At 62.6% G+C, this 20,977-nt stretch carries 13 protein-coding genes; 8 read left to right on the top strand and 5 right to left on the bottom strand.

Features of this window, described 5'->3' with window-relative positions; all coding sequences use genetic code 11:
• Positions 1-19: 19 nt before the first annotated feature.
• From mgtA to CAF74_RS22895, 3 genes are all read right to left on the bottom strand, one after another.
• Positions 20-2,719, bottom strand: coding sequence for a magnesium-translocating P-type ATPase (gene mgtA, locus CAF74_RS22885; protein WP_085747853.1), 2,700 nt, complete (start codon positions 2,717-2,719; stop codon positions 20-22).
• Positions 2,720-3,307: 588 nt separating this feature from the next.
• A complete protein-coding gene (locus CAF74_RS22890) occupies positions 3,308-4,645 on the bottom strand; it encodes a lysine N(6)-hydroxylase/L-ornithine N(5)-oxygenase family protein (protein WP_085747854.1) in 1,338 nt (445 codons plus the stop codon).
• Between the two features lie 113 nt (positions 4,646-4,758).
• The gene (locus CAF74_RS22895; protein WP_085747855.1) at positions 4,759-5,241 is read right to left on the bottom strand and encodes a sigma-70 family RNA polymerase sigma factor; all 483 of its coding nucleotides are present in this window, start codon (positions 5,239-5,241) and stop codon (positions 4,759-4,761) included.
• 321 nt (positions 5,242-5,562) lie between these two features.
• Here CAF74_RS22895 and CAF74_RS22900 point away from each other — a divergent pair, with 321 nt between their 5' ends.
• Genes CAF74_RS22900 through CAF74_RS22910 form a run of 3 tightly spaced genes read left to right on the top strand, consistent with a single transcriptional unit; the run spans position 5,563 to position 10,102 of the window.
• A complete protein-coding gene (locus tag CAF74_RS22900) occupies positions 5,563-6,726 on the top strand; it encodes an efflux RND transporter periplasmic adaptor subunit (protein WP_085747856.1) in 1,164 nt (387 codons plus the stop codon).
• Positions 6,727-8,700, top strand: coding sequence for a MacB family efflux pump subunit (locus CAF74_RS22905; protein ID WP_085747857.1), 1,974 nt, complete (start codon positions 6,727-6,729; stop codon positions 8,698-8,700).
• A gap of 7 nt (positions 8,701-8,707) precedes the next feature.
• Positions 8,708-10,102, top strand: a complete 1,395-nt coding sequence (locus CAF74_RS22910) for an efflux transporter outer membrane subunit (RefSeq protein WP_085747858.1) — start codon at positions 8,708-8,710, stop codon at positions 10,100-10,102.
• Between the two features lie 57 nt (positions 10,103-10,159).
• Here the strand turns inward: CAF74_RS22910 and CAF74_RS22915 are convergent, their stop codons facing one another.
• Entirely contained in the window at positions 10,160-11,785 is a 1,626-nt protein-coding gene (locus CAF74_RS22915; protein ID WP_085747859.1) for a PvdJ/PvdD/PvdP-like protein, read from the bottom strand.
• A 218-nt stretch (positions 11,786-12,003) separates the two neighbouring features.
• Between CAF74_RS22915 and pvdM the strand changes: the two genes are divergently transcribed.
• The 5 genes from pvdM to CAF74_RS22940 all read left to right on the top strand — a co-directional run bounded on the left by pvdM (position 12,004) and on the right by CAF74_RS22940 (position 19,926).
• Complete coding sequence (gene pvdM, locus CAF74_RS22920) at positions 12,004-13,374, top strand: pyoverdine-tailoring dipeptidase-like protein PvdM (protein ID WP_085747860.1); 1,371 nt, start codon at positions 12,004-12,006, stop codon at positions 13,372-13,374.
• Positions 13,371-14,648, top strand: coding sequence for an aminotransferase class V-fold PLP-dependent enzyme (locus CAF74_RS22925; RefSeq protein ID WP_085747861.1), 1,278 nt, complete (start codon positions 13,371-13,373; stop codon positions 14,646-14,648). Before pvdM ends, CAF74_RS22925 begins: the two co-directional genes overlap by 4 nt.
• A gap of 37 nt (positions 14,649-14,685) precedes the next feature.
• Positions 14,686-15,573, top strand: coding sequence for a formylglycine-generating enzyme family protein (locus CAF74_RS22930; RefSeq protein WP_085747862.1), 888 nt, complete (start codon positions 14,686-14,688; stop codon positions 15,571-15,573).
• Between the two features lie 109 nt (positions 15,574-15,682).
• Positions 15,683-17,332 carry a cyclic peptide export ABC transporter gene (locus CAF74_RS22935; RefSeq protein ID WP_085747863.1) on the top strand — a complete coding sequence of 550 codons (1,650 nt, stop codon included), beginning with the start codon at positions 15,683-15,685 and terminating at the stop codon, positions 17,330-17,332.
• Positions 17,333-17,445: 113 nt separating this feature from the next.
• Complete coding sequence (locus tag CAF74_RS22940; protein ID WP_139832933.1) at positions 17,446-19,926, top strand: TonB-dependent receptor; 2,481 nt, start codon at positions 17,446-17,448, stop codon at positions 19,924-19,926.
• A 65-nt stretch (positions 19,927-19,991) separates the two neighbouring features.
• Here CAF74_RS22940 and CAF74_RS22945 read toward each other — a convergent pair whose 3' ends face one another.
• Complete coding sequence (locus CAF74_RS22945) at positions 19,992-20,948, bottom strand: alpha/beta hydrolase (RefSeq protein WP_085747865.1); 957 nt, start codon at positions 20,946-20,948, stop codon at positions 19,992-19,994.
• Positions 20,949-20,977 lie beyond the last annotated feature (29 nt).

Genomic DNA, 20,977 nt, shown 5'->3' on the forward strand with positions numbered 1-20,977 from the left:
AAGGGGGGAATCTTGCCTGTTACTGCCAGCCGAAGCGGCGGATGTAGAAGCCTTTGACGGCCTGGGTCAGTGCCATGTACGCCAGCAGGATCACCGGCAGGAACACGAAGTACATCGACGGCAGCGCCTGCAATTTGAAGTAGTGCGCCAGCGGCCCCATCGGCAGGAAGATGCCCACGGCCATGATGATTCCGGTCATCACCAGCAACGGCATGGCCGCGCGGCTTTGCAGGAACGGAATCTTCGGCGTGCGGATCATGTGCACGATCAGCGTCTGGGTCAGCAGCCCCACCACGAACCAGCCGGACTGGAACAGGGTCTGGTGATCCGGGGTGTTGGCATCGAACACGTACCACATCAAGGCGAACGTTGTGATGTCGAAGATCGAACTGATCGGACCGAAGAACAGCATGAAGCGCCCGACATCGCCCGGCTGCCAGCGTTGTGGCTGTTTCAGCATCTCGTCGTCGACGTTGTCGAACGGGATCGCAATCTGCGAAATGTCATACAGCAGGTTCTGCACCAGCAGGTGCATCGGCAGCATAGGCAGGAACGGAATGAACGCGCTGGCCACCAGCACCGAGAACACGTTGCCGAAGTTCGAGCTGGCGGTCATCTTGATGTACTTGAGCATGTTGGCGAAGGTCCGGCGCCCTTCCAGCACGCCCTCCTCCAGCACCATCAGGCTCTTCTCCAGCAGGATGATGTCGGCCGCTTCCTTGGCGATGTCCACTGCGCTGTCCACGGAAATCCCGATATCTGCGGTGCGCAGCGCCGGGGCGTCGTTGATGCCGTCGCCCATGAACCCGACCACGTGACCATTACCCTTGAGGATGCGCACGATGCGCTCCTTGTGCGAAGGCGTCAGCTTGGCGAACACGTTAGTGGTTTCCACCGCCACGGCCAGTTCAGCGTCGCTCATGCGCTCGATGTCGTTGCCCATCAGCAGGCCTTGCTGGGCCAGGCCGACTTCGCGGCAGATCTTGGCGGTCACCAGCTCGTTGTCGCCGGTCAGCACTTTCACCGCCACGCCGTGTTCGGCTAGGGCCTTGAGTGCCGGGGCGGTGCTTTCCTTCGGTGGATCGAGAAACGCCACGTAACCGATCAGCGTCAGTTCCTGCTCGTCGCCCAGGCTGTAAGTGTCACGCCCCTCCGGCATCGACCGTGCTGCCACTGCTACCACGCGCAAGCCTTCAGCGTTGAATGCTGCGGTGACCTGACGGATTTTCGCCAGCAATTCATCGCTCAAGGCTTCGTCGACTTCACCGTGACGCACCCGGCTGCACACCGACAGAACCTCCTCCACCGCGCCCTTGCAGATCAGTTGATGCGGCTGGCCGCGCCCTTCCACCACCACCGACATGCGCCGGCGGTTGAAGTCGAACGGGATCTCGTCGACCTTGCGAAACGCCGTGCCAACCTTCAGCTCACGGTGGATTTCCACATGTTCCAGCACCGCCACGTCGAGCAGGTTTTTCAGGCCGGTCTGGTAATAGCTGTTGAGGTAGGCCATTTCCAGCACGTCATCGGAGTCTTCGCCCCAGACGTCGACATTGCGCGCCAGGAAGATCTTGTCCTGGGTCAGGGTGCCGGTCTTGTCGGTGCACAGCACGTCCATGGCGCCGAAGTTCTGGATTGCATCCAGTCGTTTGACGATGACTTTCTTGCGCGACAGGAACACCGCGCCTTTGGCCAGCGTCGAGGTGACGATCATCGGCAGCATTTCCGGGGTCAGGCCCACGGCAATCGACAGCGCGAATAGCAGCGCTTCGGTCCAGTCGCCCTTGGTGAAACCGTTGATGAACAACACCAGCGGCGCCATGACAAACATGAAACGGATCAATAGCCAGCTGACTTTGTTCACGCCTTGCTGGAACGAAGTAACCGCGCGATCAGTCGCCCCGACCCGCTGTGCCAGCGCACCGAAATAGGTGCTGTTGCCGGTGGTGAGAATCACCGCCACCGCCGTCCCTGACACCACGTTGGTGCCCATGAACAGGATGTTGTCGAGTTCCAGCGGATTGCGCGTGTCGCGATCGGCCTGACGCGGGAATTTTTCCACCGGCATCGATTCGCCGGTCATCGCCGCCTGGCTGACGAACAGATCCTTGGCGCTGAGCACCCGGCAATCGGCAGGAATCATGTCGCCGGCCGAGAGCACGATCAGATCGCCGGGCACCAGTTGCTTGATCGGCAGTTCAGCACGCGGCGCATCCCGGCGCAGCACGGTGGCGGTGTTGCTGACCATCGCCTTGAGCGCGTCGGCGGCCTGGTTGGATTTGCTTTCCTGCCAGAAGCGCAGCAGCGTCGACAGCACCACCATCGAGAAAATCACGATGGCGGCCTTGAGGTCTTCGGTCAGCCACGAGATCACCGCCAACAGGGTCAGCAGCAGGTTGAACGGGTTTTTGTAGCAGTGCCACAGATGGGTCCACCATGGCAGCGGTTGCTCGTGTTCGACTTCGTTGAGGCCATGCTGCGCGCGCAGCACATCGACTTCGAAATCGGTCAGACCGTCGGTGTGGGTGCAGAGGTTCGACAGCAGCACGCCGCTGTCGCAATGGGCGGCGTCCACCAGTGTATTGGCGAGAGTCGGCGGCACTTCACGGCTGACCGTGGTGTCGTTGAGGGTTTCCAGCAAAGCCAGGCGACGGAAGTGCCGGGCGATGTGGCGGGTCCGCAGGAAGCCTGCGAAAAATTCCTTGAGCGTAAGTTTCATGGCTGTTGCCCCTATGGTCAGCCGGGAAACCGTCGAGCAGGTACGTCCTCGTCTCGGGCACCGGAAAACCGGCACGGCAAGACGTGGCGCGCCGGTCAGAAAAGACAGGCGTGTCGATAGGGCTGCAATGACGACGATGAAGTCGACTTCACAGGCTTTTCAGTGTCGATGAGAAGGACGTCGGGACATGACCGGGACCGGTCATGATCGGGATGCCGCTGCTCGCTGTTCGGCGAGACAACGGCACAAAGGAATGCGCGTTATCTTGCCGAGAATCCGCCGGTTACAAGGACCGGCCGACAACTGTCACTCGAACAAGTACCCACTGTGGGTCTCCGCTATTGATGAAAACGCGCGAAGCTTACGCCCCGATGTCTGGAGAGTAAACCCGCAAAAGGAAGTGTGTCGGGGAATGTGGCGGGTGTTCAGGAAGGGTTCAGGATTGCCCCCGAGATCGCCGAAATCGTTCCCACGCTCTGCGTGGGAATGCAGCCGGGGACGCTCTGCGCCCCATTGGAACGCGGAGCGTCCCTTGAGGCATTCCCACGCAGAGCGTGGGAACGATCAGTGTGGAGGCTGAAAGGATACTTAGCTGGCAGTCGCCAGCAACAAGTCCATCACCGAACGGCTGTGCCCGCGGTTCTTGCCATGCTCATACAGCGAGCCGGCAATCTCGTCCGCGCGGATCGGCAGGATCGACAGCAGCGTATCGCTCAGACCGTGGCTGGCCTGGCAGAAGCCCTGCATGTACAGACCGGCCTTGCAGCGCTCATCGGTGATCAGCCGGTAATTGCGGTCGACCTCGAAATCGCCCAGGTATTCCTCCAGCGGCGCCAGCAGTTTGCGATGCATCTGACGCTCGTAACCGGTGGCCAGAACGACCGCGTCGTAGGCACGCACGGTGACTTCGCCGGTGGCGTTGTTGCGCACGGTCAGTTCGATACCGCGCTCGGTGGCGGTGGCTTTCTCGACCGTGGTCAGAGTGCGGAACGCATGGCGCGCAACACCGGAAACCTTCTGGCGATAGAAGATGCCGTAGATGCGCTCGATCAGGTCGATGTCGACCACCGAGTAGTTGGTGTTGTGGTACTCGTTGACCAGACGCTCACGCTCGCTGCTCTTCTGCTGGAAGATCAGGTCGGTGAATTCCGGCGAGAACACTTCGTTGACGAACGGGCTGTCGTCCGCCGGTTTCAGGGCCGAGCCGCGCAGGATCATGTCGACCTGTACCGACGGGAACGAATCGTTCAAGTCGATGAAGGCTTCCGCCGCGCTCTGGCCGCCACCGATGATCGCGATGCTCATCGGCTGGTTGTTGTTGCACGGCTGCTTGGCCATCTCGGCCAGGTATTGCGAGTGATGGAACACCCGACCGTCGCCCTTCAGTGCCTTGAACGCCTCGGGAATGCGCGGCGTACCACCGGCGCTGACCACCACCGAACGCGCGGTGCGCACGAATTGCTGGCCTTCGGTATCACGGGAAATCACCCGCAGCGCTTCGACCTGATGGTTGTGCAGCACCGGCTCGATGGTCAGCACTTCTTCACCGTAGCGGCTCTGCTCGGTGAACTGCGCGGCGACCCAGCGCAGGTAGTCGTTGTACTCCATGCGGCAGGGGTAGAAGGTGCCGAGGTTGATGAAGTCCACCAGACGGCCGTGGTGCTTGAGGTAGTTGACGAACGAGTACGGGCTGGTCGGATTGCGCAGGGTCACCAGATCCTTGAGGAAGGAAATCTGCAACTCGCTCTGGGTCGACAGGGTGTTGCCGTGCCAGCTGTAGTTGGGTTGTTTGTCGAGAAACAGAACATCCAGTTCCCCCTGGGTCGGGCCGCGCTCCTGCAGAGCGATGGCCAGCGCCAGGTTCGAAGGGCCGAAACCGACGCCGATCAGGTCGTGAACGATGGGCGATGCAATTGCCTGTGTCATTTCCAGTGTCCTCTGGACGAAAAGCCTGAGTGACCTGACCGGCCTTGAGCAGGACAGCAGATCGTCTGTTGAGTAGGAACGAGGACAGTGAAATAAAATTTAACGACGACGGCTCAATGGGCGTCCCATTGTTTGATGCGCAGGCGGCAATGCTTCATGGCGTTGACGATGTGCTTTTCCACCAGAGCCTTGGAAATCCCTAGGTGTTCGGCAATCTCGGGGTGCGACAGACCTTCGATCTTGCGCAGCAGAAAACTTTCGCGGCACAGCGGCGAAAGTTCTGCCAGGGCACGCTGAAGCATCTCCAGGCGCTGACTGTGGTCGAAGGTACTGTGAGGGGACGGAGTGAAATAGCGTTCTTCGCTGTCGAGCACATCCAGTGATTCAACCTGACGCAGGGCATTGCGCCGATGGTCGTCGATTACCAGATTGAGCGCGGTGCGGTAGAGGAAAGCCCGGGGTTGCTCGATCGGCGTGTCGCTGGAGCGCTCCAGCACCCGCACATAAGCGTCATGCACCACATCTTCGGCGACCTGGCGGTTGCCGAGCTTGGCGTTCAGGAAACACACCAATTCGCGATAGTAGTTTTCCAACATGACTCCCGGCCGCGTGGGGTGCGGTTTCTGTCCTTGAGCCCGATCCTGACCGCCCAGTGGGCAGTAGCAAGATAGTGGCAACTTGAGGGGCGTAATTTATAGTAATTCTCATATAGATTTAAAGTAGTGATTCTCTTCACCAGACAAATAGTCCTGCCGGGCAACCTGTAACTTCGTGTGTGAGCACTTAAATTCCCTTGCGCATTCATCGTTTACAGGACAGCTCCCCGTGTCTGTCGTGCCTTGCGACAGCGTTCAGCGACCCACCGAACCTGTTCACCTGCTGAACGACGGGCCGAATTCCACTGGCCGGAACCCTGCATGAAACGTCCCCGCCCCGCCCGACGCGCCCTGTTCGTTGCCCTTTGCCTGATCCCTGTCATCGCTGTTGCTGCATGGCAGGTGTTGCCGCCGGGCCGCGAGACCCTCGCCACCGTTCAAGTGACACGCGGCGATATCGAAAACAGCGTGACTGCACTCGGCACCCTGCAACCGAGGCGCTATGTGGATGTCGGTGCCCAGGCGTCCGGGCAGATCCAGAAAATTCATGTCGAGGCCGGCGATGTGGTCAAGGAAGGCCAGTTGCTGGTGGAAATCGACCCGTCCACGCAAAAGGCCAAGCTCGACGCAGGCCGGTTCTCCATCGAGAACCTCAAGGCGCAGTTGCAGGAGCAACGCGCCCAGCATGAGCTGGCGCAGCAAAAGTACCAGCGCCAGCAAAAACTCGCCGCCGGCGGCGCCACCCGCGAGGAAGACGTCCAGACCGCCCGGGCCGAAGTGCGCGCCACGCAGGCGCGCATTGACATGTTCCAGGCGCAGATCCGCCAGGCGCAAGCCAGTCTGCGCAGCGACGAAGCCGAGCTCGGCTACACGCGCATCTATGCGCCGATGTCCGGCACGGTGGTGGCGGTAGGCGCCCGGGAGGGCCAGACGCTCAACGCGCAACAGCAGACCCCGCTGATTCTGCGGATCGCGCGGCTCTCCCCGATGACCGTGTGGGCCGAAGTCTCCGAGGCCGACATCGGTCACGTCAAACCGGGCATGACCGCTTACTTCACCACCCTCAGCGGCGGCAGCCGTCGCTGGAGCAGTACCGTACGGCAGATTCTGCCGGTGCCGCCGCGCCCGCTCGAACAGAGCCAGGGCGCCAGCCCCACCAGCGGTCGCAGTGGCAGCGAACGAGTGGTGCTTTACACGGTATTGCTGGATGTCGATAACGCCGATAACACCCTGATGACCGACATGACCGCCCAGGTGTTCTTTGTTTCGCAGCAGGCACAGAACACCCTGACCGTGCCCACCGCCGCCCTGCAACACAGCGCTCGCGCGGACTGGCAACTGGCGCAGGTGGTCGCTGCCAATGGCGACGTCCAGTCCCGGGAAGTGCGCACCGGCATCCGCGACCGCTTGCGCACGCAGATCCTCGAAGGACTTGTCGAAGGCGATCATGTCCTGAGCAGCCCGGCCACTGGCAACGGAGGCTGAATGCAAACGCCCCTGATTGACCTGCGGCAGATCCGCAAAGCCTACGGCGGCGGCGACAGTCCGCGGGTGGAAGTGCTGCGCGGCATAGATCTGTCGATTCATGCCGGCGAATTCGTGGCGATCGTCGGCGCGTCCGGTTCCGGCAAATCGACACTGATGAACCTCCTCGGCTGCCTCGACCGACCGACCAGCGGCGAATACCTGTTTGCCGGTGAAGAGGTCGCGCGGCTGGACACCGACGCTCTGGCCTGGCTGCGACGCGAGGCGTTCGGCTTCGTGTTTCAGGGCTATCACCTGATTCCGTCAGGCTCGGCCCAGGAAAACGTCGAAATGCCGGCCATCTATGCAGGCACACCGGCCGCCGAACGCCACGCCCGGGCCCACGCGTTGCTGACTCGCCTGGGCCTTGCCGGGCGCACCGCCAACCGCCCGCACCAACTCTCCGGCGGACAGCAGCAGCGGGTATCGATTGCCCGTGCGCTGATGAATGGCGGTCATATCATTCTCGCCGACGAACCCACCGGTGCACTCGACAGCCACAGCGGCGCCGAAGTCATGACCCTGCTCGATGAACTGGCGGATCAGGGCCATGTGGTGATTCTCATCACCCACGACCGCGAAGTTGCGCAACGCGCCAAGCGCATCATTGAGATCCGCGACGGCCTGATCATCAGCGACACCGCCGATCCGTCATCGCCCCCCTCGCCCGCCGTCGGTTCCGGCGCATTGCAGGCCGTGGATCTGCGCGAGCGTCTGAACACCGGCAGCACCCAGACCGGCGCCTGGAAAGGCGAATTGGTAGACGCCGTGCAAGCGGCGTGGCGAGTGATGTGGGTCAACCGATTCCGCACCGCGCTGACCCTGCTGGGCATCGTCATCGGCGTCGCGTCCGTGGTGGTGATGCTGGCGGTGGGCGAAGGCAGCAAGCGCCAGGTAATGGCGCAAATGGGCGCCTTCGGCTCCAACATCATTTACCTCAGCGGCGCCGCCCCAAACCCGCGCACGCCACCGGGCATCATCACCCTCGATGACGTTGCCGAACTGGCCGCCCTGCCCCAGGTGGAGCGCATCATGCCGGTCAACGGCTCGACCGCCGGCGTGCGCTTCGGCAATGCCGACCACACCAGTTACGTGGGCGGCAATGACACCAATTTCCCGACCATTTTCAATTGGCCGGTGGTCCAGGGCAGCTACTTCACGCAAGCCGACGAGGACAGCGCCGCTGCCGTGGCGGTGATCGGCACCAAGGTTCGCGACAAACTGCTCAAGGATGTCGCCGATCCCGTCGGTCAATACATCCTGATCGAAAACGTACCGTTCCAGGTGCTCGGAGTCCTCGCTGAAAAAGGCTCCAGCTCCGGCGACTCGGACAGTGACAACCGGATCGCCGTGCCCTACTCCGCCGCCAGCATGCGCCTGTTCGGCAGCCGCAATCCCGAGTATGTGGTCATCGCCGCGCGGGACGCCCGCAAGGTCAAAGAGGCTGAGCAAGCCATCGAGCAATCGATGCTGCGCCGGCACAACGGCAAAAAGGATTTCGAGCTGACCAACAACGCCGCCATGATTCAGGCCGAGGCGCGAACCCAGGGCACGCTGTCGCTGATGCTCGGCGCGATCGCCGCCATTTCCCTGCTGGTGGGCGGCATCGGCGTGATGAACATCATGCTCATGACCGTGCGCGAGCGCACCCGGGAAATCGGCATCCGCATGGCCACCGGCGCCCGCCAGCGCGACATCCTGCGCCAGTTCCTGACCGAGGCAGTGATGCTCTCGGTGGTCGGCGGCGTTGCCGGGATCAGCCTGGCGATGCTGGTCGGTGGTGTGCTGCAACTCAGCGGCGTCGCCATGGCGTTCCAGTGGATCGCGGTGTTCGGCGCCTTCGGTTGCGCGCTGGCCACCGGCGTCATCTTCGGTTTCATGCCTGCCCGCAAGGCCGCCCGGCTCGATCCGGTCAAGGCCCTCACCAGTGAATGATCGACCTATGAAAGCCCACCTGACACTTCTCGCCGCCAGTGTTTTGCTGGCGGCGTGCGGCAGCCCCGCGCCACGCCCCGACAGCGGCCTGCAACCACCGCCCGCCTGGCAATCGCCCGAACATCCCGGCGCCAGCCAAAGCGATCGACAATGGTGGACGCATTTCGGCAGCACTGAACTCGATCATCTGATCGAACAGGCCCGACTGGGCAGCCATGACCTGGCCGCCGCCGTCGCCCGAGTGAGGCAGGCGCAGGCCAGCGCGACAATCGCCGGTGCGCCGCTGCTGCCCGAGGTCAAGGCCGGGCTGAATGCCAATCGCCAGAAACTCCTGCACGGCAAAGGCTACAGCCAGCTCGACGTGAACCCCGACAACCGCTCGCTGGATTACTACGACGCCGAGTTGAGCGCCAGTTACGAAATCGATTTCTGGGGCGGCAAACGCGCCGCCCGGGACAGCGCGGTGTTCGGCTTGCAGGCCAGCGAGTTCGATCGCTCGACGGTGGAACTGACCCTGCAAAGTGCCGTCGCCAACAGCTACACCCAGGCCCTGGCGCTGCGCGAACAGGCGCGGATCGCCGAACTCAATCTGACCAATGCGCAAAGCGTTCTGCATCTGGTGCAGACCCGCTACGACGCCGGCAGCGCCACCTCGCTGGAACTGGCCCAGCAGAAAAGCCTGGTCGCCGAACAACAGCGCAAACTGCCGCTGGTACAACAACAGGCCCGCGAGGCACTGATCACCCTGGCCGCGCTGCTCGGCCGACCGGTGCAGGAGTTGCCGACACCCCGACAGGCATTCGCCCAACTGCAATGGCCGGACATCGCCAGCGGCGTGCCCAGCGACCTGCTGCAACGGCGCCCGGACATCGCCAGCGCCGAGGCCAGACTGGCCGCCGCCCAGGCCGATGTGACCGTCGCCCGCGCCGCCATGCTGCCCAAGGTCACGCTGACCGCCAGCCTCGGCACCGGCGCGGACCTCGCATCGGATCTGCTGCGCACGACCTTCTACAACCTGTCGTCAGGTCTGGTGGCACCGATCTTCAACAATGGCCGCCTGCGTGCCGAACGCGACAAGGCCACGGCGCGCCAGGAAGAATTGCTGGAGACCTATCGCGGCGCAATCATCAATGGTTTCGCGGACGTGGAAAAAGCCCTGACGAGCATTCGCGGCCTCGATGAACAGCGTCAATGGCAAGGCGAGGAACTGCGCCAGGCACAGACCGCGTTCGATATCGCCCAGAGCCGCTATCAGGCCGGCGCCGAGGATCTGCTGACGGTGTTGCAGACTCAACGCACGCTGTATGCCGCCCAGGACATGAACGTGCAGCTGCGGCTGTCACGCCTGCAGGCCAGCATTGCGCTGTACAAGGCGCTGGGCGGGGGTTGGCAAGTCATCTGAACAGCGCCTTGTTCAAGGCAAAAAAAATCGCAGCCCGACGCTGCGATTTTTTTGCCTTCAGAGCTGCCGCCCCTTGACCTTCAGGTGCCTGGCGTACCACGGCCGCTGCGGCACTTTGCGGAACAGGTCGGCCATGTTGTCTTCATCGCCGAACGTGATGCGCAATGCCAGCTTCATGGTTTCCGGGTCCATCTCCACCGAGCGTCCTGCCTGAAGGCCGGGAACGGTGCTGCAACCATGGGTGTCGGGGCCGAGCCACGGATCATCGACCTCGACCCAGCGCCCCGGTGCAAACCATTGGACGCCATTGACTTGCAGGCGGCTCACTTCACCTGGATGAAAGCGTTCGTGAGCGCGATACCAGTCTTCGATGCGGTCGTCGATCCAGCCATGGAAACGCCAGAACACCGGGTTCACATGGGAGGAAAACGGATCGCCGAGAAAATCGTTTTCCGGGGCATACCAGCGCGCCGCGAAGTCAGCCTGATCCCGGGCCATCGGCACCGGAATATCGTTGGACGGATCACGGGCCACCGATGCCCAGCGCATGTGCAGCCAGTCGTGCAGGCCCAGCTCGACTTCCGAGCCGAACTGGCCGAGCGTCAGCTTCGAGAGATAGCGCGGATCGGTGTACTGCGATTCCCAGACCTGGAAGTTGCTGTGGTAGGTCTCGGCCGTCTTGATGTCGCTGACCCACTGTGTGTATTCGTCATCGCCTTCCGTCAGCCAGGTCGGCGGCAAGGCATCGCCGTCGTGGTTGTCGAAGTAGCGGGCGAACCCCAGACGATCACGCTCGAGCTCCGGTTGCGGCGCGGGGAATTTCAACCAGGACGGCAAGTCCTGCATTGAGCGGGCGGTGCCCAGCATATGCCGGTGCATGAAGAAAAAGTCGATGCCCGAGCCGTTGCGATCCTTGCGCGGACCGCGCGCATCACGCTCCTTGTAACGCGGGCCGGGTTGCCAGCCGATGCCGCGCAACGCATCGCGTTTTTTCTCGGACAGTTTGTGCCACTTGTCCCGCGAGGCATGCCAGAGCTGGTGAAACAGGCGATGCTCAGGCGATACCAGCCACGCCAGCAAGGTCGGGTTCAGACCGGTTCGCTCACGCGCCTCGGGGAAACGGCGTTTGATGGCGATGAAACGGTTATCGAGCTCCGGCAGACCCAGCGGCCGATCCAGGCGCAGCACCTGCCCGGTGAACGTGCCGCTGCCGGCATTGCCGAAGGCCGCCCAGACTTCGTCCAGTTTGACATCGAGCTCGTAGACCGCCGGCGCCTGTGGCTGGTCCGTGCGCATCAGACGCCAGTACAACTGCGCGCCATTACCCGAGACCAGATCGCCAATGACGTCATAGCGGGGCAAACCGTCGCCCCGCAACCGCGCGCCGGTGTCGAGACAGCCGCGCAAGCCGCGCCCGCGCTGGGCAATATCGAGAAACAATTCCAGGCCTTCACGGGGCAGGCCGTCGAGTCCGGCATCGGCGCCCGTGAAACGGATGTCCCAGACACCGCGCAGGTTGTCGGCCAACTGCTGGCCGGCAGTGTCCGCCAGATCCACCGTGGCCTCGCCCGGCGTGATCGGCTCCTCCTCGCGGGTCAGCTCACGATGTGCATAAAAAGCGGCAGGCAGCGCAGCGCCCGTGAGTGCCATGCCCGCCATGAACCAGCGTCGAGAGATCGTCATTGCCCTACCTGTGTCAGCCATGAAGCAGGCTTTATCCAAGCTAGAACGTTTGCTGGTGCGACAAATTTATCGCCTGCCCGAAAAGATCTCCGAACGCCCGGACCGCGTTCGCGCGTTCTTTTGCCGCCTCGCTAAATTCTTTGCCTCCCCAGTCGTTCCTCCCAGATAGCAAAGGCCCCTGCGCCTGTACCTCGACGGCGAACCTGAATGAGATGGCAATGACAAAACCGCGTTCGAAAAAGGCTCTATACATCGGCCTGCCGCTGGCCTTGGCGATCAGCGCCGGCGCAGGCTTTCTGGTCTGGGATTACTGGTTCAGGGACAATCCCGGCTACCCGGTCAAGGTGATGAAACAGGCCACCGAACTGCAGGAGCGGATCCTGTCGTTCGACAGCCACATCACCGTGCCCTTGAGTTTCGGCGCCCATGGCAATGAAGCCGACAAGGACGGCTCCGGGCAGTTCGACCTGATCAAGGCCAACCGTGGACGGCTGTCCGGCGCGGCGCTGACGGTGTTCGGCTGGCCGGAGATGTGGAACGGCCCGAACGCGCCGCACCGGCCTACCGACGGTTTCGTCGAAGAGGCCCGCAATCAACAGGAAGTGCGCTACAAGATCATCTCGGGCCTGGTGCGCGACTTCCCCAATCAGGTCGGCATCGCCTATACCCCTGACGATTTCCGCCGCCTGCACGGCGAAGGCAAGTTTGCGATTTTCATCAGCATGCTCAACGCCTACCCGCTGGGTAACGACCTGAGCAAACTGGACCTGTGGGCCGGTCGTGGCATGCGCATGTTCGGCTTCAGCTATATCGGCAACAACAGCTGGGCAGACTCCTCGCGCCCGTTGCCGTTTTTCAATGATTCCCCGGATGCGCTGGACGGCCTCTCGGACATCGGCAAACAGGCCGTGCACCGCCTCAATGACCTGGGCGTGATCATCGACGTCTCGCAGATGTCGACCAAGGGCCTGGAGCAGGTTGCGCAACTGAGCCGTACACCGCTGGTGGCTTCGCACTCCGCGCCGAGAGCGGCGGTGGACATTCCGCGTAACCTAAGCGACAAGGAACTGCAGCTGATCAAGAACAGCGGCGGCGTGGTGCAGGTGGTCGGTTTCTCGCAGTACCTCAAACCGCTGACCCAGGGCACCCAGGACAAACTCAACGCCCTGCGCGCCCGCTTCGATCTGCCGCCTCTGCCGAACCTGGCCATGGCGCTGATGCCGGGCGACCCGATCATCACCGCCTGGTCGGAACAGAAACTCGGTCAGTACGCCAGCGGCCTGTACGGAATTCTCGAAGAAGAACCGAAAGCCACTCTCAAGGACTTCGGCGACGCCATCGACTACACCGTGCGCAAGATCGGCATCGACCACGTCGGCATCTCTTCGGACTTCAATGACGGCGGCGGAATCAAGGGCTGGGAAAACGTCGGCGAGATCCGCAACGTCACCGCCGAACTGATCCAGCGCGGTTACTCCGAAGCCGACATCGCCAAGCTGTGGGGCGGCAACTTCCTGCGGGTCTGGGATCAGGTGCAGAAAGCCGCCAAACCTGCCCTGATCTCCCGTCAGGACACGACCCGACCATGACTGACCGCCGCACTTTTCTGAAGCAGGCCGGCGTACTGGCCGCCGCCCTGCCTCTGGGCGTCAGCCTGGCTGAGCCGGCCCGCGCCGCCGCTTCGCCGCAGGACAAATGGTTGGCCTTGCGCGGGATGTTCGAACAGGATCCGGACGCGATCCACTTCGCCAACTTCCTGGTGACATCGCACCCAAGGCCAGTGCGCGAGGCTATCGCTCGCCATCGTGAGGACATCGACCGCAATCCGGGCCTGGCGATGGACTGGGATCTGGGCGTCACCGAACAGCGCGAAGAGAACGTGCGGGTCTGGGCCGGCCAGTACTTGCAGGCCAGGCCGAGCCAGATCGCCCTCACCGGCAGCACCACCGAAGGTCTGGCGATGATCTACGGCAGTGTGCACGTACGCCCGGACCAGGAAATCCTGACCACGGTTCACGAGCATTACTCCACCCGCAACATACTCGACTTCCGCACCGCCCGCGACGGCACCCGGGTGCGCAAGCTCACGCTGTTCGAGAACCCGCAAAGCGTTTCGACGGATCAGGTGCTCGACACCATCAATCGCAACATCCGCCCCGAAACCCGCGTTCTCGGCATGACCTGGGTGCACTCGGGCAGCGGTGTGAAACTGCCGATTGGCGATATCGCCCGCCTCGTCGACGAACACAACCGAAACCGCGACGACAAGGACCGGATCATTTACGTGGTCGACGGCGTGCACGGTTTTGGTGTCGAAGACCTGAGCTTCCCGCAGATGAACTGCGATTTCTTCATCGCCGGCACGCACAAATGGATGTTCGGCCCGCGCGGCACCGGCATCGTCTGCAGTCGCAGCGACGAGGTGAAATACGTCAGCCCCAGCGTGCCGACCTTCTCCGAAGCCACGACCTTCGCCAAGACCATGACGCCCGGCGGCTATCACGCCTTCGAACATCGCTGGGCGGTGGACGAGGCGTTCAAGCTTCACCTGCAACTGGGCAAGGCCGACGTGCAGGCGCGCATCCATCAGCTCAACAGCTATTTGAAGCAGCGCTTGCTGGAACAGCCGAATGTCGAACTGGTGACCCCGGTCGATCCGGAGTTCTCTGCCGGTTTCAGCTTCTTCCGGGTCAAGGGCCGTGACAGCGATGACATCGCCGCCCGCCTGATGAAACACCGCGTGGTCTGTGATGCCGTCAGCCGCGACGTCGGCCCGGTGATCCGGACCGCGCCCGGTCTGCTCAACACTGAAGCCGAAGTGGACCGTTTCCTCGATTTGCTGGGCAAGACGCTGCGCGCCTGACCCCTGCGCCCCGGTTTCCTTTAAACAGAGACGACTCATGAAAAAGCCTCACGCCTCAATCACCTTCAAGGCATTGCCCGCCCTGGCCCTGACCGCCCTGTGCGCGGGCCTTCTGCCGGGCGCCGCCGTGGCAGCCACCCCGCCGGCCCCCGGCAAAGTGTTCAAGGACTGCAAGGACTGTCCGGAAATGGTGGTGTTGCCAACCGGCAGTTACACCATGGGCACACCGGACGACGAAGTCGGCCGCGAGCCCGACGAAGGCCCGCGCCACGAAGTGACCTTCACCCGACCGTTCGCCATCAGCCGCTTTCAGGTGCTGGTCGGCGAGTGGGATGCGTATGTCCGCGAGACCGGCGCCAAGCCCTATGACTTCGATGATCGCCCGGGCCGCCGCTGCACCGCCGGCAAGCCCGAGTTCAAACAGACCAAACGCGACCCGGCCGTCTGCATGAACGTGGCCGAAGCCCAGGGCTACATCGACTGGCTGTCGAAAAAGACCGGCCACCGCTATCGCCTGCCGAGCGAGTCGATCCGCGAATACGCGGCCCGTGGCGGCAGCACCGGTTCGTTCCCCTTCCCGTTCGACGAAGGCAGCGACTACCAGATTTCCAAACACGCCAACACCTACGGCGCCGCCGACGGTTACAACTTCACGTCCCCGGCCGGCACCTTCCCGGCCAACGCCTTTGGCGTGTACGACGCCCACGGCAACGTCTACGAATGGACGGCCGACTGTTATCACAAGGATTACTCCGGCGTACCCAACGACGGCCGCCCATGGGTACAGGAAAACTGCGAACGCCAGGTCATGCGCGGCAACGACTGGGGCGAAGCACCGGTGTTTTCCCGTTCCGGCAACCGCAACAGCAGCTGGCCGACCAGCAAGGGCGACTGGCTGGGCTTTCGCGTAGTGCGCGACCTCTGAACCCGACTGTCAGCGACCGCAGCCCGTCTGCGGTCGTTTAAAGAAACCCCGTGACCATTCGTTTTCCTTACATACCGGCACTCCCTCCGCACCGAAGCAGGAATCCTCCATGACCAAGCCAACGCGTGGGGCGATCAACGAATTGTTCGCCCTGCTCAAGCCCTTCCGCCTGATTGTCTGCGTGTCCATCGTGCTCGGCATGATCGGCGGCCTGAGCGTCACCGTGCTGCTGGCGACCATCAACAACGCCTTGCACTCGGCCGACGGACTGACCCGCACCGTGGTCATGATTTTCGCCGGGCTGTGCGCCCTGGCCTTGCTGACCACGATCCTGTCCGACATCGGCACCAACTACGTCGGCCAACACATCATTGCCCGCCTGCGCAAAGAGCTGGGGGAGAAAGTGCTGTCGGCACCGATCGACCAGATCGAACGCTATCGCAGCCACCGCCTGATTCCGGTGCTGACCCACGACGTGGACACCATCAGCGACTTCGCTTTCGCGTTTGCACCGCTGGCCATTTCCATGACCGTGACCCTGGGTTGCCTCGGCTACCTGGCGATGCTGTCCTGGCCGATGTTCCTGATGATGCTGGTGGCAATCGCCATTGGCACCACCATCCAGGCGATTGCCCGGGCCAAGGGCATGCGCGGGTTTTACGCTGCGCGCGACTCCGAAGACGAACTGCAAAAGCACTACAACGCGATCGCCGAAGGTGCCAAGGAGTTGCGCATCCATCGCCCGCGCCGCCAGCGCATGTTTGTGTCGGGTATCCAGAAGACCGCCGAAAAGATCTGCGACACCCAGATCAAATCCATCAACACGTTCGTGATCGCCAAGTCCTTCGGATCGATGCTGTTCTTCGTGGTGATCGGCATGGCCCTGGCCCTGCAATCGTTTTGGCCGAGCGGTGACAAGGCCGTGATGAGCGGCTTCGTGCTGGTGCTGCTGTACATGAAGGGCCCGCTGGAACATCTGGTCAGCACACTGCCGATCATCAGCCGCGCGCAGATTGCCTTCCGCCGGATTGCCGAACTGAGCGAGCAGTTCTCCTCGCCCGAGCCGCACCTGCTGCTGGAAGACCAGGGCAAGAAGCCCGGTGCCGTCAACCGTCTGGAATTGAACAATGTGCGTTATGCCTTTCCGCCGGTTGCAGGCAGCGAACCGTTCCGCCTCGGACCGGTCAACCTGCGCATCGAGCAAGGCGACATCGTGTTTATCGTCGGTGAAAACGGCTGCGGCAAAACCACCCTGATCAAATTGCTGCTGGGCCTGTATGCGCCGACCGAAGGCGAAATCCGGGTCAACGGCCAGCCAATCACCGCGTTGAACCGTGACGACTACCGCCAGAACTTCACCACGATCTTTGCCGACTACTACCTGTTCGACGACCTGATCCAGGGTGACCGCGAAGTGCCGCAGGACGCTACCCGCTACCTCGAACGCCTGGAGATCGCGCACAAGGTCAGCGTACGCGATGGCGCCTTCACCACCACCGATCTGTCCACCGGCCAGCGCAAGCGTCTGGCACTGGTCAACGCCTGGCTCGAAGAGCGCCCGGTGCTGGTGTTCGACGAATGGGCCGCCGATCAGGACCCGACATTCCGGCGGATTTTCTACACCGAACTCCTGCCCGACCTGAAACGGCTGGGCAAGACCATCATCGTGATCTCCCACGATGACCGTTACTTCGACGTTGCCGATCAACTGGTGCGCATGGAGGCCGGAAAGGTCAAAAGCGAACTGCAAACCGCTTGATCGACGAAGCCGCGGCCAGACCGGAAAAATATTTTCCGGTTTACCGCGGCTTTCTCGTCTTAATGAGATGAATAAGAACCATTAACAACTATACCTGCCAAGGTCTTAACCTCATGTCCGCATCCCGCTTCATGCTTCGCCCACTGACCCGAGCCCTGCTCATGCACGGTGCTACCCGCTCCCGTCTGGCCACCACCGGCCTGGGACTGGCAATGACGCTGGCCGTCGCCCCGTATGTCCAGGCCCAGGAATGGAACCTGAACATCCCGGCGCAACCTTTGGCCCAGGCCCTGCAATCGCTCGGTCAGCAGACCAGCCTGCAAATCATCTACAGCCCGGAAAGCCTGCAAGGCCTGCGCTCCACCGCCCTCAACGGCCGGTACGCGGACGACAGCGCCATCGCGGCCATCCTCAAGGGCACCGGCATCCGTCATCAGCGTGAGGGCAATACCGTGACCCTGCTGGCCCCCGCCACCGGCAGCGCGATGGAACTGGCACCGACCAACATCGACGGGCAACGACTGACGGCCACTACCGAAGGCAGCAACTCCTACACCACCGGTGGCGTGACCATCGGCAAGGGCGTGCACTCGCTGAAGGAAACCCCGCAGTCGGTCACGGTCATGACCCGCAAGATGCTGGACGACCAGAACCTCAACACCATCGAACAAGTGATGGAAAAGACTCCGGGCATCACCGTTTACGACTCGCCCATGGGCGGCAAGTATTTCTACTCGCGCGGTTTTCGCATGACCGGCCAGTACCAGTACGACGGCGTGCCGCTGGACATCGGCAGCAGCTACGTACAGGCAGACAGCTTCAACAGCGACATGGCCATTTATGACCGCGTCGAAGTGCTGCGCGGTGCTGCCGGCATGATGAAAGGCGCAGGCGGTACGGCCGGTGGCGTCAACTTCGTGCGCAAGCGCGGCCAGGACACCCCGCACACCCAACTGTCGCTGTCGGCAGGCTCGTGGGACAACTATCGCGGTCAGGTCGACACCGGCGGCCCGCTGAACGACGCCGGCACCCTCCGTGGCCGCGCCGTGGTCACCCAGCAGACCCGTCAGTACTTCTATGACGTGGCCAGCCGCAAGGACCAGATCTACTACGGTGCCCTGGACTTCGACCTCAGCCCCGACACCACCCTGGGCCTGGGCATGGCCTATGAAGACGTCGACGCCACGCCTTGCTGGGGCGGTCTGCCGCGCTATGCCGATGGCTCCGACCTGCACCTCAAGCGCTCCACCTGCCTGAACACCTCGTGGAACAACCAGCGCAGCAAACGCGCCACCTACTTCGGCGACGTGAAACACCAGTTCAACGACGACTGGTCCCTGAAAGTGGCCGGGGTCTTCTCGCGCAACACCCAGGACATGGAATACGCGTTCCCGAGCGGCGCGGTGCCGGTAGGCGCCACCAGCTCCAACACGCTGATGCTGGGGAGCATCTACGACTACGAGCAGACCGACTACGGCTTCGATGCCTACGTGGACGGCAAATTCGACGCGTTCGGCCAGCAGCACGAACTCACCGTCGGCGCCAACGCCAGCCGTTCCCACAAGGATGACTTCTACGCCGTGGCGGCCTTGCCACAGCGCCAGAACGTACTGAACCCGAACCATCACCTGCCCCAGCCTGACGAAAGCTACTACCTGGCCAATGCCTCCCGGGGCGGTCCGGTAGATATGCACATCAAGCAATACGGTGTTTACTCCACCGCCCGCCTGAAGCTGGCAGATCCACTGACCTTCGTGCTGGGCAGCCGTGTCAGCTGGTACAAGTCCGACACCGACTCCGTGCAGTACTTCCGCGGCGAAGGCACCCCGGTCAACACCAAGTCCACCGAAACCGGACAGGTCACCCCGTTTGCCGGGCTGTTGTTCGATCTCAACGACAACCTGACCGCGTACGCCAGCTACACCGATATCTTCACCCCGCAAGGCGGCTACAAGACCATCGACGGCGGCACCCTCAAACCCCTGATCGGCCAGAGCTACGAGCTGGGGATCAAGGGCGAGTGGTTCGACGGTCGCCTGAACAGCTCCTTCAACCTGTTCCGCACCATTCAGAAAGATGCGGCCCAGGATGACCCGCGCTGTGAAGACAGTTCCTGCTCGCTGAACTCCGGCAAGGTCCGCGCCCAGGGCTTCGAAGCGGAAGTCAGCGGTGAAGTGATCGATCGCCTGCAACTGCTGGCCGGCTACACCTACACCCAGACCAAAGTGCTGGAAGATGCCGACGCCACTCAGGACGGCGTGGTCTACAACTCCTACGTACCACGTCACCTGCTGCGCGTCTGGGGTGATTACAGCCTGAGCGGCCCTCTGGATCGCGTCACCATCGGTGCCGGCGTCAACGCCCAGAGCGGCAACTACCGCACCTCGCCACTGGGCGGTGACAACATCACCCAGTCGGGTTACGCGGTCTGGAACGGTCGCATCGGCTACCGCATCGATGACACCTGGTCCGTCGCCCTCAATGGCAACAACCTGTTCGACAAACGCTACTACGCCACTGTGGGCACCGAAGGTTTCGGTAACTTCTATGGCGACCCGCGCAATTTCGTGATGTCGGTCAAAGCTGACTTCTGATTACAGCGACCATGAAAAAACCCCGCATTGCGGGGTTTTTTCTGGTCTGCGAATTTGTCTGGGGTTCAGCTCAACGCGCGATGCAGCGCCCGGCTCAGGGTTTCGTGTACCTGCAGGACATCGGGCATCACCGACGCCAGCCTGAGCAAGTCGTGGGTCAGCCCCGGGCAGTGCTCGAGCTCGACGCTCACACCGTGCTCACGCAACTTGTCGACATACGCCTGGCCCTCATCGAGCAGCGGATCGAACCCGGCCAGCACGACAATGGCCGGGGCGACGCCACGCAGATCTTCGGCCAGCAACGGCGAGAAACGCCAGTCCAGATAATCTTCCGGGGTGCGCGCGTAATGCCCATAAAACCAGTCCAGTGTCTCGTCTTCCAGCAGATAGCCTTCGCTGAACAGGGCCCGCGAATCATGGGCACGGGAGGCGTCGGTGACTGGATAGCACAACAACTGAACCTTGGGTGCGATGGCCACGGTGTGCGGCTGAACCACCGCTTGCACCGCCAGTACGGTGGCCAGCGTGGCCCCGGCGCTGTCACCGCCGAAGGCGACCCGGCCCGAGTCCAGGCCCAACGAAGCCGCGTGTTCGGCCAGCCACGACAAGGCGTCCTCACCGTCTTCCAGTGCCGTCGGGAAACGGTGCTCCGGCGCCAGTCGATAGCCCACGGAGAGCACCGCGCATGGCGTGCGCCGGCAGAACTCGCGACACACGCCGTCATGGGAATCGAGGCTTCCGACCACAAACCCGCCACCGTGGAAATACACCAGCACCGGCATTGGCGCTGACACACCGTGCGGGCGATAAAGTCGCAGTGCCAGCGGCGCACCGTCCCGGGCGGTCGCGCTGATGGCCTGCACGTCCAGGTCTTCGGGCGCCATCCAGCGCAACTGCGCAGTGGTCTGTTCGAAGGTGTCCCGGGCCTGGGCCGGAGTCATTTGGTGCAGCGCCGGCAGACCGGCATCCTGGCTGTCTTGAGCCAGGTCGAGAAAGGCTTCCAGATCAGGGTGTAACGACATCGCGAAGATCCTTGTATCAGCAAAAAAGG

Source organism: Pseudomonas sp. R45(2017), from assembly GCF_002112305.1.
In the GTDB taxonomy this organism is placed as follows: Bacteria; Pseudomonadota; Gammaproteobacteria; order Pseudomonadales; family Pseudomonadaceae; genus Aquipseudomonas; species Aquipseudomonas paraglycinae.

Bases quoted from the DNA above. Each gene is read 5' to 3' on its own strand.
- CAF74_RS22895 (WP_085747855.1), bottom strand. From the start codon at position 5,241: ATGTTGGAAAACTACTATCGCGAATTGGTGTGTTTCCTGAACGCCAAG.
- pvdM (WP_085747860.1), top strand. From the start codon at position 12,004: ATGACAAAACCGCGTTCGAAAAAGGCTCTATACATCGGCCTGCCGCTG.
- mgtA (WP_085747853.1), bottom strand. From the start codon at position 2,719: ATGAAACTTACGCTCAAGGAATTTTTCGCAGGCTTCCTGCGGACCCGC.
- CAF74_RS22925 (WP_085747861.1), top strand. From the start codon at position 13,371: ATGACTGACCGCCGCACTTTTCTGAAGCAGGCCGGCGTACTGGCCGCC.
- CAF74_RS22940 (WP_139832933.1), top strand. From the start codon at position 17,446: ATGTCCGCATCCCGCTTCATGCTTCGCCCACTGACCCGAGCCCTGCTC.
- CAF74_RS22915 (WP_085747859.1), bottom strand. From the start codon at position 11,785: ATGACGATCTCTCGACGCTGGTTCATGGCGGGCATGGCACTCACGGGC.
- CAF74_RS22935 (WP_085747863.1), top strand. From the start codon at position 15,683: ATGACCAAGCCAACGCGTGGGGCGATCAACGAATTGTTCGCCCTGCTC.
- CAF74_RS22945 (WP_085747865.1), bottom strand. From the start codon at position 20,948: ATGTCGTTACACCCTGATCTGGAAGCCTTTCTCGACCTGGCTCAAGAC.
- CAF74_RS22910 (WP_085747858.1), top strand. From the start codon at position 8,708: ATGAAAGCCCACCTGACACTTCTCGCCGCCAGTGTTTTGCTGGCGGCG.
- CAF74_RS22930 (WP_085747862.1), top strand. From the start codon at position 14,686: ATGAAAAAGCCTCACGCCTCAATCACCTTCAAGGCATTGCCCGCCCTG.
- CAF74_RS22890 (WP_085747854.1), bottom strand. From the start codon at position 4,645: ATGACACAGGCAATTGCATCGCCCATCGTTCACGACCTGATCGGCGTC.
- CAF74_RS22900 (WP_085747856.1), top strand. From the start codon at position 5,563: ATGAAACGTCCCCGCCCCGCCCGACGCGCCCTGTTCGTTGCCCTTTGC.
- CAF74_RS22905 (WP_085747857.1), top strand. From the start codon at position 6,727: ATGCAAACGCCCCTGATTGACCTGCGGCAGATCCGCAAAGCCTACGGC.